The 15,743-nt window shown below is 72.1% G+C and carries 12 protein-coding genes; 7 read left to right on the forward strand and 5 right to left on the reverse strand.

What is annotated here, in order from left to right; genetic code table 11:
• The first annotated feature begins 69 nt into the window (after positions 1–69).
• From CW362_RS04105 to CW362_RS04120, 4 genes are all read left to right on the forward strand, one after another.
• Entirely contained in the window at positions 70–252 is a 183-nt protein-coding gene (locus tag CW362_RS04105) for an SPOR domain-containing protein (RefSeq protein WP_103547958.1), read from the forward strand.
• 45 nt (positions 253–297) lie between these two features.
• Positions 298–705, forward strand: coding sequence for a (deoxy)nucleoside triphosphate pyrophosphohydrolase (locus CW362_RS04110; protein ID WP_103547959.1), 408 nt, complete (start codon positions 298–300; stop codon positions 703–705).
• Positions 706–834: 129 nt separating this feature from the next.
• A complete protein-coding gene (locus CW362_RS04115) occupies positions 835–1,242 on the forward strand; it encodes an ATP-binding protein (protein ID WP_103547960.1) in 408 nt (135 codons plus the stop codon).
• Between the two features lie 247 nt (positions 1,243–1,489).
• Positions 1,490–4,186 (forward strand): SpoIIE family protein phosphatase, encoded by a 2,697-nt coding sequence (locus tag CW362_RS04120; protein WP_103548078.1) that lies wholly within the window; start codon positions 1,490–1,492, stop codon positions 4,184–4,186.
• Positions 4,187–4,288: 102 nt separating this feature from the next.
• On the opposite strand, the gene CW362_RS04125 is transcribed toward CW362_RS04120, so the two are convergent.
• Entirely contained in the window at positions 4,289–5,824 is a 1,536-nt protein-coding gene (locus CW362_RS04125; protein WP_162683957.1) for an ATP-binding protein, read from the reverse strand.
• A 330-nt stretch (positions 5,825–6,154) separates the two neighbouring features.
• Here CW362_RS04125 and CW362_RS04135 point away from each other — a divergent pair, with 330 nt between their 5' ends.
• A complete protein-coding gene (locus CW362_RS04135) occupies positions 6,155–6,478 on the forward strand; it encodes a hypothetical protein (RefSeq protein WP_162683958.1) in 324 nt (107 codons plus the stop codon).
• 55 nt (positions 6,479–6,533) lie between these two features.
• Here the strand turns inward: CW362_RS04135 and CW362_RS04140 are convergent, their stop codons facing one another.
• Genes CW362_RS04140 through CW362_RS04155 form a run of 4 tightly spaced genes read right to left on the reverse strand, consistent with a single transcriptional unit; the run spans position 6,534 to position 10,480 of the window.
• Positions 6,534–7,304, reverse strand: coding sequence for a succinate dehydrogenase/fumarate reductase iron-sulfur subunit (locus CW362_RS04140; RefSeq protein WP_103547964.1), 771 nt, complete (start codon positions 7,302–7,304; stop codon positions 6,534–6,536).
• Positions 7,301–9,271 (reverse strand): fumarate reductase/succinate dehydrogenase flavoprotein subunit, encoded by a 1,971-nt coding sequence (locus tag CW362_RS04145; protein ID WP_103547965.1) that lies wholly within the window; start codon positions 9,269–9,271, stop codon positions 7,301–7,303. Before CW362_RS04145 ends, CW362_RS04140 begins: the two co-directional genes overlap by 4 nt.
• Before the next feature lie 18 nt (positions 9,272–9,289).
• Positions 9,290–10,111 carry a hypothetical protein gene (locus CW362_RS04150; protein ID WP_103547966.1) on the reverse strand — a complete coding sequence of 274 codons (822 nt, stop codon included), beginning with the start codon at positions 10,109–10,111 and terminating at the stop codon, positions 9,290–9,292.
• Positions 10,112–10,156: 45 nt separating this feature from the next.
• The gene (locus tag CW362_RS04155) at positions 10,157–10,480 is read right to left on the reverse strand and encodes a hypothetical protein (protein ID WP_103547967.1); all 324 of its coding nucleotides are present in this window, start codon (positions 10,478–10,480) and stop codon (positions 10,157–10,159) included.
• A gap of 473 nt (positions 10,481–10,953) precedes the next feature.
• On the opposite strand from CW362_RS04155, the gene CW362_RS44330 reads away from it, so the two are divergent.
• Complete coding sequence (locus CW362_RS44330; protein WP_240657638.1) at positions 10,954–13,506, forward strand: ABC transporter substrate-binding protein; 2,553 nt, start codon at positions 10,954–10,956, stop codon at positions 13,504–13,506.
• 182 nt (positions 13,507–13,688) lie between these two features.
• Positions 13,689–15,596 (forward strand): translational GTPase TypA, encoded by a 1,908-nt coding sequence (typA, locus tag CW362_RS04170; protein WP_103547968.1) that lies wholly within the window; start codon positions 13,689–13,691, stop codon positions 15,594–15,596.
• The last annotated feature ends 147 nt before the right edge of the window (positions 15,597–15,743 follow it).

Genomic DNA, 15,743 nt, shown 5'->3' on the forward strand with positions numbered 1-15,743 from the left:
TATGCGGATTGCGGTTTCGTTGGAATGCGGGGTTCGGCGGGGGCCCGGGGCGGGAAGTGGAGGGGCTCGATGAACGACAGTACGATCACGCTTCCCTGGCTCGTCATACGACAGGACGACAACGGCAATCGCTACCGCGTGGGCAGGTACGCGACCCGCGCCGAGGCCGAGAAGATCGCGGACAGCCTCGACGACCGCGGGCACAAGCAGCTCTACTGGGTCGAGCGGATCGGGCCGAACGGAACCCCCTGAGCCGGCCGGCGCCGGACCTCCTCCCGCTCCCGTAGGCTCCGGCGCATGACGGAACGGATCGTGGTGGTCGCGGGCGCCCTGGTGCGCGACGGGCGCCTGCTGGCCGCACGCCGCAGCGCACCCCCCGACCTCGCCGGGCGCTGGGAACTGCCGGGCGGCAAGGTCGAACCCGGCGAGACCCCCGAGCGCGCCCTCGTGCGCGAGCTGCGCGAGGAACTGGGCGCCGACACGCAGGCGCTGGAGCGCGTCCCCGGCGAGTGGCCCCTGAAGCCGGGATACGTCCTGGTGGTGTGGGCCGCCCGGCTGCTGTCCGGCTCGGCCGAACCCGCGCCCCTCGAGGACCACGACGAACTGCGCTGGCTCACCCCCGAGGAGATCTGGGACGTGGACTGGCTGGACCAGGACGTGCCGGCGGTCAAGAGCGCACTGCCGTGGCTCGGTCCGGGTGCGTGATGACTCAGGTGCCCGCGCGTGCGCCGTTCGCGCCATGGCGTGCCCCCGCGTGCGGTAAAGCTCCACCGATACCGGGTATGTGCCCATTAACCCCCCGAAACCGGGCGTGGGTGGGTTCTGGTCTGGGAAGTGATCGGCTTGATCGACACTGACGGCTACCGTGCCGAGTGGACCTTTCCCGCGGAGCCCGGTGCCGTCCGCACCGCCCGCGCCGTCGTCCGGGGACAGCTGCGCGACTGGGACCTCGAATCCCTCGGTGACATCGCCGCGCTGCTGGTCAGCGAGCTGGTGACGAACTCGCTCCGGCATGCGACGGGTCCGATCGGCGTCCGTCTCGTACGCCCCGAGGACGTACCGGGCGCTCTGCGCGTCGAGGTCTCCGACCCGCTGCCCGACCCGCCCCGCGAACGGGCCGCCGACACCTCCGACGAGAGCGGACGCGGGCTCCAGCTCGTCGCCGGCTCGTGCAGACGCTGGGGCACCTGGCCCGCGGACACCGGCAAGACGGTCTGGTTCGAACTGACCGTGCCGGACTGAGACGGGGAGACCGGGACGCCCGCGGGACGTGCGGCCGGATCACGCTCCGACCGGTGTCGTGGTGTGTGGTTCGACGGGGCGCCACCTGGTTAGAAGACTGGGGAGTATGTCGCGGCCGGTCCAAAAACCATCGGGACCGTGCTGTGATCGTGAACACCGTGTCGTGCGGCGCCGTAGTGCTGGATACTGCGGGCAGCCGCCCCCGGTGACCGGTGCCGGACGCGGTGAGCTGGAGGGGACGGTTCGCGTGAGCGAGATACCAGCGAAGGCCACGGGGTCCGAGGACCCGTCGGACGGCGCGAGGGCCGATGCGGCGGGTGATTTCGCGCGCGCGGTTCCCGGCGGGGCCGCGGAGGCCGCCGCGGGCGGAACGGCGGACGGCACGACGGACGGTCCGGCCGACGACGAGGCCGACGAGGTGCTGGGCGACACGATGTGGCAGAGCAGTCCACCCGGTTCGATCTACGACTACATCAAGGCCGCCTCCTTCTCCATCGGCGCGGACGGGCTCGTCGACCAGTGGAGCCTGCGGGCCGAGCAGATCTTCGGCATCTCCGCGGAGCAGGCCGTCGGCATGGATCCCATCGAGGCGTTCGTCCCCGCCGACCGGCGCGAGTCCGGGCAGCGGAAGATGGCGGAGATCCTGGACGGCCGCGAGTGGACCGGGCTGGTGCCCTTCCGCACGCCCGCCTCCGGGGACGCCGGTGAGGGCGCCGGGGACTCCGGGAGCAGGGAGGGCCTCGCCGAGGTCTATGTGATGCCGACGACCACCGAGCACGGTGAGCGGGCCGCCGTGTGCATCGTGGTGGACGTCCGCACCCTGCGGACGATGGAGACGGACCTCGCCGCCTCGCAGGCGATTTTCGGTCAATCTCCTTTTGGATTCCTGCTGATCGACACCGACCTCCAGGTCCGGCGCGCCAACCAGCGGTTCGCCTCGATCTTCGGCGGCACCGTCGACGACCACCGAGGCAAGGGCGTCCACGACTACCTCCCGCACGCGGAGGCCGAGCGGGTGACGGCGGTCCTGCGCAGGGTCCTGGAGACCGGCGACTCCATCACGGACATGCACGTCACCGGGCAGGTCCCCGGCTCCGACGAGCGCAGGCACTGGTCCATCAACCTCTACCGGGTGCACAGCGGGAGCGGCCGCCCCATCGGCATCGCCTGGCTCGGAACCGACATCACCGCCCGTCGCGCCGCCGCCCGCGAGGCGGCCGCCGCCCGCCGCAACCTCGCCCTGCTGAACGAGGCGGGCGCCCGCATAGGCAACTCCCTCGACCTGGAGACCACCGCACGCGAACTCCTCGACGTCGTGGTCCCCGGCTTCTGCGACCTCGCGACGGTCGACCTGTACCAGGGGCTGCTGGTCGGCGACGAGACCCCGCCCGGCCTCGCGGACGGCAGCGCCGAACTCCGCCGGGTCGCCTTCGCCAGCGCCGTGGCCGACGCGCCCTTCGCCGGCGGTCCGGCGCCCGTCGCCGTCGGCGCGGTCCACCACTACCCGTTCAACTCGCCCTGCGCGGACGCCCTGCGCACCGCGCGGCCGCAGCACATGCCCGCCGAGGACGGCGGCCTCGTCCAGTCCACGCTCGCGGTCCCGATGGTCGCCCACGACACGGTCGTGGGGCTCGCCCAGTTCTCCCGGACGAAGGGCAGCGAGCCGTTCGGGGAACGCGACCGCGCCCTGGCCGTGGAGCTGGCCGCCCGGGCGGCCGTCTGCATCGACAACGCGCGCCTGTACCGCCGCGAGCACGAACGCGCCCTCATCCTGCAACGGTCCCTGCTGCCCCCGGGCGACCCCGAGGCCTCCGGCCTCGACATCGCGTGCCGCTACCTGCCGGGCAACGCGGCGACGGAGGTCGGCGGCGACTGGTTCGACGTCATCGAACTCCCGGGCCACCGCACGGCCCTCGTCGTGGGCGACGTGATGGGCCGCGGACTGCGTGCTGCGGTGGCGATGGGCGAACTGCGCACCGCGGTACGCACCCTGGCCCTGCTCGACCTCGAACCCGCCGAGGTCCTCTCGGCGTTGGACGAGATCGCGCGCGGCCTCGGTACTCCGGGCGGGGTCCAGCAGGCCACCCGGACGGCCCGTCAGCCCCGCGACGCGGACCTCTCCGAGGTGTACCTCGCGACCTGCGTGTACGCCGTCTACGACTCCGTGACCCGCCGGTGCACCTTCGCCAACGCCGGTCATCTGCCGCCCGTGCTCGTCGAACCCGGCGAGAGCGCGCTGATGCTCGACGTGCCGCCCGGGATGCCGCTCGGGGTGGGCGGCGAGCCCTTCGAGGAGGTGGAGGTCGAACTGCCCGAAGGCGCCCTGCTGGCGCTCTACACGGATGGACTGGTCGAATCGCGCGACCACCCCCTCGACGAGGGACTGCAAGCGTTCGTCGGCGCCCTCACCGACCCCTCCAGGCCGCTGGAGGACGTCTGCGACCACGTCCTGAACACCCTCGACACCCATCACGGCGAGGACGACATCGCCCTGCTGATGGCACGCGTCCAGGGGCTGCCCGCCGAGTCCGTCGGCGACTGGACCCTGCCGCGCGAGCCGCGCAGCGTGGGGCGGGCCCGTGAGTACGCGCGCACCCAGCTGGTCGCCTGGGACCTGGAGCCGCTCGTCGACACGACGGAGCTGCTGGTCAGCGAACTGGTGACGAACGCCCTGCGCTACGGCGAGGGCGAGATCAGACTGCGGCTGCTCCTCGACCGCACGCTGGTCTGCGAGGTCTGGGACGCCGGCCTCGTCCAGCCGCGCCGCCGCCGCGCCCGTGACACCGACGAGGGCGGGCGGGGCCTACAGCTCGTCGGTCTCCTCTCCGCCGGGTGGGGCTCCCGCCGGACCCCGCGCGGGAAGACCGTGTGGTTCGAACTCCCGCTGCCGGACGGGGATACGGGGCTCATGGACCCGGCGGAAGCGTTGCTGAGCCTGTTCTGAGGACTGGGCCGGGAGCCGCCGAGGGCGAGGGCGAGGGGGGAAGCCGAGGGGCCGGGGCTGGGCGTCGAGCGCTGAAGGCTGGACGGGGTGCTGTCCGGCGGTTCAGGTGAAGTGGGCTCCTCGGCGGCCCCGGGTGCGCGGACCGCCGTAGCTCATCGGGCCGCCCCCGCCGTCCCCCAGGAGGATTCCGCCGAGCACCGCGCCACCCGCCCCGGCACCCCCGCGGCCGCCCGAGGGATTGCCGTACGCCCGTACGTCCCGCTCGGCGAGCCGTCGTGCCTCCCGGGCGAGTTCGTCGGCCCGCAGCACCCCGGAGAGGGGGACGGACCCCGGCTCGAGCAGCCGCCGCGCCTCGGCCAGCCGGGTCCGTGCCTCGCTGCCGACCGCCCCGCGGTGCGTGCCGATGAAGCACGCGGCCCCGGCGAGCGCGCTGCGGGCCGGCACCAGCGCGTGATCGTGCCCGTCGGCCACTGCGCCGTCCCCCGCCCCGGCCAGGCCCGCGGACGCCTCCGTCACCCGGCGCAGCGCGTCCAGCGGATCGTGGGGCCCGGCCGCCGTCTCGTGGCGGACCGCGGAGAGCAGCGCCTCCGCGTGCCCCAGCGGCCCGACGAGCCCGGCGCGGGCGTCCGCCGGGAGTCCTCGGGCCGCGTCGCGCGCGGCCTCCGCCGCCGCGATCGCCGCGGGCAGCCCGGCCGTCGCCGAGGCCAGTTCCCCGGCCAGCCGGATCACGCCGTTCACCAGGTCGGCGGCCTGGGTCAACGCCCCTTCCGCCGCCCGCAGATGGGCCGCCGCCTTCGGGCCGTCGCCCCGGTCCGCGTACTGACGCGCCTGGTTGAGATGGGACGTGGTGAACAGGAGCCGGTCCTTGGCCTGTTCGGCATCGCCGACGACCGGGAGCGAGGCGGCGGGAGCGTACCGCCCGTGGAGATCGGCGAGCGTGGTCTCGGCGGCGCGGACGCGCCCGGCGACCTCCCGGAAGAGGGTCTCGGCGGACTCCAGCGCGGCCACCGCGTTCCGTTCCAGCGCCCGGATCTGGTCGAACCCCGGAGCCGCCGTGTCCAGCAGCTCTCCGGCCTCCTGGCACCGGGCGACGATCTCCTCCAGGACGTCCCTGCGGCCGCCCTCGTCCCCGTCCGGGTCCACACCGGCCGCGTCCGCCTCGTCGAGGCGCTGCCGCAGCCGGAAGGCCGCGGCGAGTCCGGCTTCCGCGTGCCTCAGGTCGTACACGTACGGTTCGATCGCGTCGCCCGCCGACCGGTCCGCGGCGAGGGCGAGCTCCTCGGCGCCGACGCGCACGCAGTCGTCGATCTCGACGAGCGACCGCCGTGCCCGGAGGTCGAGTTCGGGCAGGGGGGTGAGCCCGGGGTCGCCGCCGGGTGTCGTCCGGGTCGCCGCCCGTCGTCTGCGGCGCGTGTACCCGTACGCCGCCAGCGCGCCCGCGGCGCCGACCGCGACCAGGGGCGGCACGAGATCGCCGGTCGTCGTCCCGTCCTGCGCGGTCGTGGCCGGCGCCGCGGTGACCTCCGCACCGTGCGCCGCGGCCGCCGGGGTCCCGGCCTCTGCCCCTGCCCCCGCCCGCGCCAGCGGCAGCACCAGCCATCCCGTCGCGACCAGCCCCCCGAGCACGGCATGCGCCACCCGCACGGCTCTGTGCGACAGGACCCGGCGCGACCGGCTTCGGATCGGGGGCGACGTCACATTTGGGAGCGTATGGCCGTTCGAGCGCCTCCGCGACCGGTATACGAGGAGTTGGGAGCAGTCGGGGTGCGGGAGGTATCGGGGTGTACGGGAGGGGCGCGGGGGTCGTGTTCCGCGGCTCGCCCCGTACGTGCGGACCGCCGGGACGACGCGTCGCGCAGGTCGGTCCGGCGTACCGCGGAGGGCGTCACGCGAGGGGTGACCGCCACCGTTCCACGTGTCATGATCAGGACGCGGATTCCCTTCCGGCACGCGGAGGAGCGAGGCTCGATGCACTGGTATTTCGTCGCAGGCGCCGTGCTGGTCGTCATGGCGCAGGCGGGACTGGGGGCAGTGGCCCTCACGAGGCAGTGGATCCCGCCGTGGATGCGTTCCCGGGTCGTCCGTCCGAAGCTGTGGGGACGGGGCGCGCTGACGGGCGCCGTGGGCTGGTCCCTGTTCATGTTCCTCGGACCGCTCCGCGGACCCGACGCCGGCATGATGCCCTACGCCCTGGGCGGGATGGTCCTGTTCATCGCGGGCCTGGGGGTCCAGGCGGCGGGGCAGCGCCCGGGCCGGCGTCCCGTGGTCCCGCCGGCCCCCGAAGGACGGTGACGCCGGGGCACGCATGGACGGAGACGGCGCGCCGCCCCGCCCATGCCCGCCCCTCCTACGTCCGCCGCCTGCCGATCTTCGAACCCAGCCACACGAGCGGGTCGTACTTGCGGTCGACCGCCCGCTCCTTCAGCGGGATCAGCGCGTTGTCCGTGATCCTGATGCCCTCGGGGCAGACCTCCGTGCAGCACTTGGTGATGTTGCAGTAGCCGAGGCCGTGCTCGTCCTGGGCCGTGGCCTTGCGGTCCAGGCCGGAGTCCGCGGCCGAGTCCAGCGGGTGCATGTCCAGCTCCGCCACCCGCATCAGGAAGCGCGGCCCGGCGAACGCGGGCTTGTTCTCCTCGTGGTCACGGACCACGTGGCAGGTGTCCTGGCACAGGAAGCACTCGATGCACTTGCGGAACTCCTGCGACCGGTCGACGTCCTCCTGCATCATCCGGTACTCGCCGGGCCCGACCCCGGCGGGCGGGACGAAGGCGGGGACCTGTCGCGCCTTGTCGTAGTTGAAGCCGACGTCGGTCACCAGGTCGCGTACGACCGGGAAGGCGCGCAGCGGGGTGACGGTGATCGTCTCCTCCCGGGTGAACACCGACATCCGCGTCATGCACATCAGCCGCGGCCGGCCGTTGATCTCCGCCGAGCACGAACCGCACTTGCCCGCCTTGCAGTTCCAGCGCACGGCGAGGTCCGGGGCCTGGGTCGCCTGGAGCCGGTGGATGATGTCGAGCACCACCTCGCCCTCGTTGACCTCGACCCCGAAGTCCTCCAGGCCGCCGCCCTTCACGTCCCCGCGCCACACCTTGAAGCGGGCCTCGTAGCTGCTCATTCGTACAGCTCCTCTTCGGCGAGGTACTTGACCAGCTCCTCCTTCTCGAAGAGGGCGAGCAGGTCGGGGCGGATGGGCCGGGTGGTCTCGTTCACCAGGTCGATCTGTCCGGCCACCGGGTCGGTGGCGGCCAGCCCGCCGGTGGGGTCGGCGAGCCGGCACAGCAGGTTGATCCGGCGCCAGGAGCGCTCCATCGCCGGGTGGTCCTCCCGGGTGTGCCCGCCGCGCGACTCCGCGCGCTCCAGTGCAGCCCGCGCGACGCACTCGCTGACCAGGAGCATGTTCCTGAGGTCGAGGGCGAGGTGCCAGCCCGGGTTGAACTGGCGGTGGCCCTCCACCCCGGCCCGGCGCGCCCGTACCCGCAGCTCGGCGAGCTTCTCCAGGGCCTGCTCCATCTCGGCCTCCCGGCGGATGATGCCGACCAGGTCGTTCATGGCCTGCTGGAGCTCCTGGTGCAGGGTGTACGGGTTCTCGGGCGGCTGCGAGACGGCGGTGACGCCGTCGGCGGACGCGGGGACGGACTCGGGCCCCTCGGCCGAGAAGGGCCGCAGCGCCTCCGCGGCGGCCGCGTCGACCTGGGCGTCGTCCACCGGCGGGCGGGTGTCCTCCCCGGTGAGCCCGGCCGCGTACTCGGCCGCGTGCCATCCGGCCCGCCGCCCGAACACCAGGAGGTCGGAGAGGGAGTTGCCGCCCAGCCGGTTGGAGCCGTGCATGCCGCCCGCGACCTCGCCGGCCGCGAAGAGACCGGGCACCCCGCGTGCCGCCGCGGTGTCCGAGTCGACGGCGATGCCGCCCATGACGTAGTGGCAGGTGGGCCCGACCTCCATGGCCTCCGCCGTGATGTCGACGTCGGCCAGTTCCTTGAACTGGTGGTACATGGACGGCAGCCGGCGCCTGATCACCTCGGCCGGCATCCGGGTGGACACGTCGAGGAAGACGCCGCCGTGCGGGGAGCCGCGGCCCGCCTTGACCTCGGAGTTGATCGCCCGTGCCACCTCGTCGCGCGGCAGCAGCTCCGGAGGACGCCGGTTGTGGTCCGGGTCCTCGTACCAGCGGTCGCCCTCCTCCTCCGACTGCGCGTACTTCTCCTTGAAGACGTCGGGGATGTAGTCGAACATGAACCGCTTGCCCTCGGAGTTGCGCAGCACCCCGCCGTCGCCGCGCACCGACTCGGTGACGAGGATGCCCTTGACCGACGGCGGCCAGACCATGCCCGTCGGGTGGAACTGCACGAACTCCATGTTCAGCAGCGGCGCCCCGGCGAGCAGTGCCAGCGCGTGCCCGTCGCCCGTGTACTCCCACGAGTTGGACGTCACCTTGAAGGACTTGCCGATGCCTCCGGTGGCGATCACCACCGAGGGCGCCTCCAGGGTGAAGAAGCGTCCGGACTCCCGCTCGTAGCAGAAGACCCCGGAGACCCGCTCGCCGTCCTTCAGCACACGGGTGACGGTGCACTCCTGATAGACCTTCAGGCGCGACTCGTAGTCCCCGGTCTCCTTCATGTCCTCCTGCTGGAGGGACACGATCTTCTGCTGGAGCGTGCGGATCAGTTCGAGGCCGGTGCGGTCGCCGACGTGGGCGAGGCGCGGATACTCGTGGCCGCCGAAGTTGCGTTGCGAGATCCGCCCGTCCTTCGTCCGGTCGAACAGGGCACCCCAGGTCTCCAGTTCCCAGACCCGGTCCGGTGCCTCACGGGCGTGCAGCTCGGCCATCCGCCACTGGTTGAGGAACTTGCCGCCGCGCATGGTGTCGCGGAAGTGGACCTCCCAGTTGTCGCCCGAGTTCACATTGCCCATCGCCGCCGCGATGCCGCCCTCGGCCATCACCGTGTGGGCCTTGCCGAACAGCGACTTGCAGATCACCGCCGTACGGGCGCCGCGTTCGCGTGCCTCGATCGCGGCGCGCAGCCCGGCGCCACCGGCACCGACCACGACGACGTCCCACTCCTGTCGGTCGACCACGGACATCAGGGGGCTCCACCCAATCTAGAAGAAGCGCGGATCGTCGAAGGCGCCGGACGCGACCAGGTACACGTAGAAGTCGGCGAGCGCCACGCTCACCAACGACGCCCAGGCCAGCAGCATGTGACGGGCGTTCAGCTTCCCGACCCACTGCCACATCCGGTACCGCACGGGATGCTTGGAGAAGTGCTTGAGCTTCCCGCCGACGATGTGCCGGCAGGAGTGGCAGGAGAGGGTGTACGCCCAGATCAGCGTGATGTTGACCAGGAACACCAGCGTGCCGAGGCCCATGTGGCCCCAGGCGTAGTGCTCGTCGCGGAAGGAGAGCACGGTGTCGTACGTGAGGACGCCGGCGACGACGAGGGCCGCGTAGAAGAAGTACCGGTGGATGTTCTGCAGGATCAGCGGGAAGCGGGTCTCGCCGGTGTACTTCTTGTGCGGCTCGGCCACCGCGCAGGCCGGTGGGCTCGCCCAGAAGCCGCGGTAGTAGGCCTTGCGGTAGTAGTAGCAGGTCAGCCGGAAGCCGAGCGGGAAGACCAGGATGATGATCGCGGGGGAGAGGGTCCACCAGCTCCCGAACAGGTCCGCGTTCGGCCCGGCGCGCATGGTCCCGCACCGCTCGGCCAGACACGGCGAGTAGAACGGCGAGACGTACGGCGCCGCGTAGTAGTGCGTGTCCGCGAAGGCCCGCCAGGTCGAGTACACGACGAAGGCCAGCAACCCGGCCGCGGTGGCGGCGGGCGCCAGCCACCAGCGGTCGGTCCGCAGATGCGGGGCGGCGATCGCGGCGCGCGTACCGGTGCGTACACCGCCGCTGTTCAGATGAGGTTCCGTACCAGTGGCCAACTTCGCACTCCGGTCGGGTTCGGGGGCGCGCCGGGGTCGGGGGCGCTAGTGGGAGGGACCGTGGTGTGCGCCGAGACCCTCGTCGTCGGAATCGGTCCACAAGGAGCTGTCGTACGGGGTGTCGGAGACGGTCACCAGGTCGGGCAGCCGGCCGGAGGCGGACACCGCCGGCCCGGGCCCGGTGGGGCGCCTCGGGGAGGGTCCGGCGGACTCGCGCAGCAGCGCGAGGCTCTCGCGCAGATGGTCGGTGTCGGCGCGCACACGGCGCATCTCCAGACCGGCGCCCAGCTGCTGTTCCAGGCGCCGCACCGACCGCTGTAGATCGTCGAGACAGCGCTGGACCGACGTCAGGTCGTCGTGAACGGACATGACTTGCCCTCACTTCCGTGGGCCCCGGGGCCTTCAGGCGGCAACGTTCATGCGCCTGCGAGTGTTGCGCGTCACCCGCACCCGTGTGAAGGCGTGTGCACGGATTGAAGGCCGTCGCGCTCCAGAACGGACTCCGCGCGCCGGGGTCGTCCGCCCTCGCGCCGGCCGGTCTCCCCACGCGCCCCGGGCGGGCCGGGGGGCCGCGCGGCAGGCGGGACGGCACGGGGGACCGGGCGGCGGATTCCCGCTCCCGCGGGTGCCCTGTCCGCGACACGCCCGGGACGCGGTTCCGGGCGCGGTTCCGGATTGCGCCGCACGAGTGGGGTTGCCCGCGCCCGTCGCCGTGTCTCCGCCGACGCTCCGCAGCACTGCTCTTCAGTTAGCACGTAGATCAGATCAGCTCCCTAATACCGCCGAACGGGATCAGAAGCAGACCTGCCCCCGCGGCGGAGCGTCCCCCGGAGGTTGCAGTGATGTCCCACGAAGGCGTCGGACTGCGCGCGGTGATGCGCTCGGCCGCATTCCTCACCGCGGGCGTGCTCGCGGTACCCGCCCTCGCGGCGTGCAGCGCGGACGACGAGACGGACAGGGCCGCGGCCGTGCAGGACATCGCGCCCGCGTCCCGTGACCTGATCGCCGACGGAGGCACCCTGCGCTGGGCCGTGGACGCCGTACCGGAGACGCTGAACACGTTCCAGGCGGACGCCGACGCCGCGACCTCCCGGGTCGCCGGTGCCGTCCTGCCGTCGATGTACCGGCTGGACGCGAACGGGCGGCCGCAGGTCGACTCCGACTACCTGGAGTCGGCGAAGGTCGTGGGGACGTCGCCCAAGCAGGTCGTGCTGTACAAGCTCAACCAGCAGGCGGTGTGGAGCGACGGACGCGAGATCGGCGCCGCCGACTTCGCCGCCCAGTGGCGCGCCCTGTCCGGCAAGGACTCCGCGTACTGGACGGCACGCAACGCCGGTTACGACCGGATCGAGAAGATCGAGCGGGGCAAGAACGACCTGGAGGTCCGCGTCACGTTCAGCCGGCCCTACGCCGACTGGAAGGCGCTGTTCTCGCCGCTGTACCCGAAGGACGTCATGGGGACCGCGGACTCCTTCAACGACGGCGCGCGGCGCAAGCTCAAGGTCAGCGCGGGACCCTTCGCGGTGAAGACGGTCGACCGCAAGGCGGGCCGGGTCCGGCTCACGCGCAACGCGCGCTGGTGGGGTCGGCCCAGCAAGCTCGACGAGATCGATCTGGTGGCCGTGGCCCGTGACAAGCGGGCCGAGGCGCTCGCCGCCGACGAGCTCGACCTGGCCGAGGTCGACCCCGCCGAGGCCGAGCGGGTCACCCTCGCGGCCCGGAGCAAGGACGGCGCCCCGTTGCAGGGGGCCTCCGCGACGGGCGAGAGGGAACCGTCCGCGGAGAAGAGCGGGAAGGGCACGCCGAAGAAGAAGGGCGAGAAGAGCGAGGGGAGCGAGTCCGAGGAGGACGGGAAGAACGCGGCGGAGGGGAAGAGCGACAGGAGCGACGAGGACGAGGAGGGCACCCGGAGCGAGAAGAGCGAGAAGAGCGAGAAGAGCGAGAAGAAGAGCAGGCACGACGACAGCGACGAGGGCGACGGGGAAGAGAAGACCGACAAGGAGGAGAAGAGCGGGAAGAGCGGGAAGAGCACCGGGCACGCGAAGAGCGACGAGGACGAGGACGAGAAGAGCACCGGGCACAAGAAGAGCACCGGCCACAAGAAGAGCGACGAGGACGAGGAAGGCGACGGGGGTGAGAAGGGGGAGCCGGGCGCGAAGGGGAACGGGGCCGGGGCGAAGAAGGCTCCCGCGCGGTCGGCGCTGAGCGAGTTCGTGATCCGCAAGTCCCTCGAACCCGCCTACACGCAGCTCGCCCTCAACGGCTCGGAGGGCCCCCTCGCCGACGAGCGCGTCCGCCGCGCGGTGGCCCGCGCCCTGGACCGCAAGGAACTCGCCAGGATCGTCCTCCGGCCGCTCGGCCTGCCCGCCGAGCCGGTCGGCAGCCATCTCGCCCTGGCCGGACAGGCCGCGTACGCCGACAACAGCGGCGCCCTCGGCGAACAGGACGCCGCCGAGGCGCGGGCGCTGCTCGCGGACGCCGGGTGGGTGCCGGGCGGGCCGGTCACGGAGCAGAAGAAGACGGAGAAGGCGGCCGGGTCCAAGGGCCGGAAGGGGGACTCCGCCGAGGACGGCAGGCCGGGCGCCGGCGGGACGTACGTCCTCGGCGACGACGACAAGCCCGCCGGGGTGGGCCGGGCGCCGGCGCAGGACCCCAAGGACCACGCGAGGAAGCAGGAGCAGCAGGCCGGCACGCGGCCGGGCGCCTTCACGGACGAGCAGGCCGCCCGGAACCTGGACGGCCGGCAGTACGCCGGACGGGGCGGCCTCCCGGGGGCGTACGCGCCCAAGGGGACGGCCGCCCCGGCGGGCGCCGCGGCCGGCGTCCTCGCCAAGGACGGCAAGCCGCTGACGCTCCGCTTCGTCGTGCCCTCCGGCGCGGGCTCGGAGTCCCTGCGCCTCGTGGCCGACCGGATCGCGCAGATGCTCCGGCGCATCGGGGTCCGTACGGACGTCACGAAGGTCTCCGACGAGAGCTACTTCAAGGACCACATCGCCTCGGGACAGTACGACCTGGCGCTCTACTCGTGGCCCGCCTCCGCCTTCCCGGCCACCGACGCCCGCCCGATCTACGCCAAGCCCGTCCCGGCGGCGGACGGCTCGCTGAGCATCGAGCAGAACTACACCCGCGTCGGCACCGACCAGGTCGACCAGCTCTTCGACCAGGCGCTCTCCACCCTGAACGAGGACGAGGAGCGCTCCCTGGTCCGCAAGGCGGACGCCCGCATCTGGGCCGCCGCCGGCTCCATCCCCCTCTACCAGCGCCCCCAGCTCGCCGCCGCCCGCATCGGCCTGGCGAACACCGGAGCCTTCGGGTTCCAGACCCCGGTGTACGAGGACATGGGCTTCCTGAAGAAGGGCGCGAAGCCCTCGGCGAGCCCGTCGAAGAGCCGGTGACCTGCGGGTGAACGGACCGGGGCCGCCCCGTGGCGGGCCCGGTCCGTCCGGGCCCCGGCAACCCTGCGGAGGCCGCTTCTGTCAAGGCCACGTACCATGGGGTAAGGCCGTGGCGTGTTCAGCCCGGCAGTGGCCCCGCGGATGCGGAGGCCGTCCACTCACTCCGGGAGAAGCGCCTCACTATGGCCACGCGCCACGACATCCGCAACGTCGCCATCGTCGCCCACGTCGACCACGGCAAGACCACTCTGGTCGACGCCATGCTCAAGCAGGCCGGTGCCTTCGCCGCGCACGCCGCCGAGTCGCTCGACGACCGCATGATGGACTCGAACGACCTGGAACGTGAGAAGGGCATCACGATCCTGGCGAAGAACACGGCGGTCAAGTACCACCCGAAGGATGGCGGCGACGCCATCACGATCAACATCATCGACACCCCCGGCCACGCCGACTTCGGTGGTGAGGTCGAGCGCGGCCTGTCGATGGTGGACGCGGTCGTCCTGCTGGTCGACGCCTCCGAGGGCCCGCTGCCGCAGACCCGCTTCGTGCTGCGCAAGGCGCTCCAGCAGCGTCTGCCCGTCATCCTCTGCATCAACAAGACGGACCGCCCGGACTCGCGGATCGACGAGGTCGTCAACGAGACCTACGACCTCTTCCTCGACCTGGACGCCGACGAGGACCAGATCGAGTTCCCGATCGTCTACGCCTGCGCGCGTGACGGCGTGGCCTCGCTGACCAAGCCGCAGGACGGCACCGTCCCGGCCGACAGCGAGAACCTGGAGCCGTTCTTCTCGACGATCCTCGAGCACGTCCCGGCCCCGTCCTACGACGAGACCGCGCCGCTCCAGGCCCACGTCACCAACCTGGACGCCGACAACTTCCTCGGCCGTATCGCGCTGCTGCGCGTCGAGCAGGGCGAGCTGCGCAAGGGCCAGACCGTCACGTGGATCAAGCGCGACGGCACGATGTCCAACGTGCGCATCACCGAGCTGCTGATGACCGAGGCGCTCACCCGCAAGCCCGCCGAGGTGGCCGGCCCCGGTGACATCTGCGCCGTCGCCGGTATCGCGGACATCATGATCGGTGAGACCCTCGCCGACACCGAGAACCCGATCGCGCTGCCGCTGATCACGGTCGACGAGCCGGCGATCTCCATGACCATCGGTACCAACACCTCGCCGCTCGTCGGCCGCGGTGGCACGGGCAAGGGCGCGGACGCCAAGGCCGCGGTCAAGGACCGCAAGGTCACCGCCCGCCAGGTCAAGGACCGCCTCGACCGCGAGCTGATCGGTAACGTCTCCCTCCGTGTGCTCGACACCGAGCGCCCGGACGCCTGGGAGGTCCAGGGCCGTGGTGAGCTCGCGCTCGCCATCCTGGTCGAGCAGATGCGCCGCGAGGGCTTCGAGCTGACCATCGGCAAGCCCCAGGTCGTCACCCAGGAGATCGACGGCAAGACCTACGAGCCCGTCGAGCGCATGACGATCGACGTGCCCGAGGAGCACATGGGCGCGGTCACGCAGCTCATGGGTGTCCGCAAGGGCCGGATGGACAACATGTCGAACCACGGCTCCGGCTGGGTCCGCATGGAGTTCGTCGTTCCGTCCCGCGGTCTGATCGGCTTCCGGACCGAGTTCCTGACCCAGACCCGCGGCACCGGCATCGGCCACTCCATCCACGAGGGCCACGAGCCGTGGTTCGGCAACCTGGCGACCCGTAACAACGGCTCGCTCGTCGCCGACCGCGCCGGCGCCGTCACCGCGTTCGCGATGACGAACCTCCAGGAGCGCGGCGTGCTGTTCACCGACCCCGGCACCGAGGTGTACGAGGGCATGATCGTCGGCGAGAACTCGCGCTCCGACGACATGGACGTGAACATCACCAAGGAGAAGAAGCTCACGAACATGCGGTCGTCCTCGGCCGACTCGTTCGAGGCGATCGTCCCGCCGCGCAAGCTCTCGCTGGAGCAGTCGCTGGAGTTCTGCCGCGACGACGAGTGCGTCGAGGTGACCCCGGAGGCCGTTCGCATCCGCAAGGTCGTGCTCGACCAGCGCGACCGCGCCCGCACCGCGAGCCGCGCCAAGCACGGCTGATCCACCGGCCCTCGCCGGCCTGATCCTTCGGGTCCGGCCGGCTGATCCACCGGCATTCGGAGCCCGGGTGCCCCCGCATGGGGGTGCCCGGGCTTTTTGCCACCCGTTTTCCGCCCTCCCGTGTCCGAAATCCGGTACCTCCAGACC

Origin of the sequence: Streptomyces populi, from assembly GCF_002911015.1 — a bacterium.
Lineage (GTDB): Bacteria > Actinomycetota > Actinomycetes > Streptomycetales > Streptomycetaceae > Streptomyces > Streptomyces populi.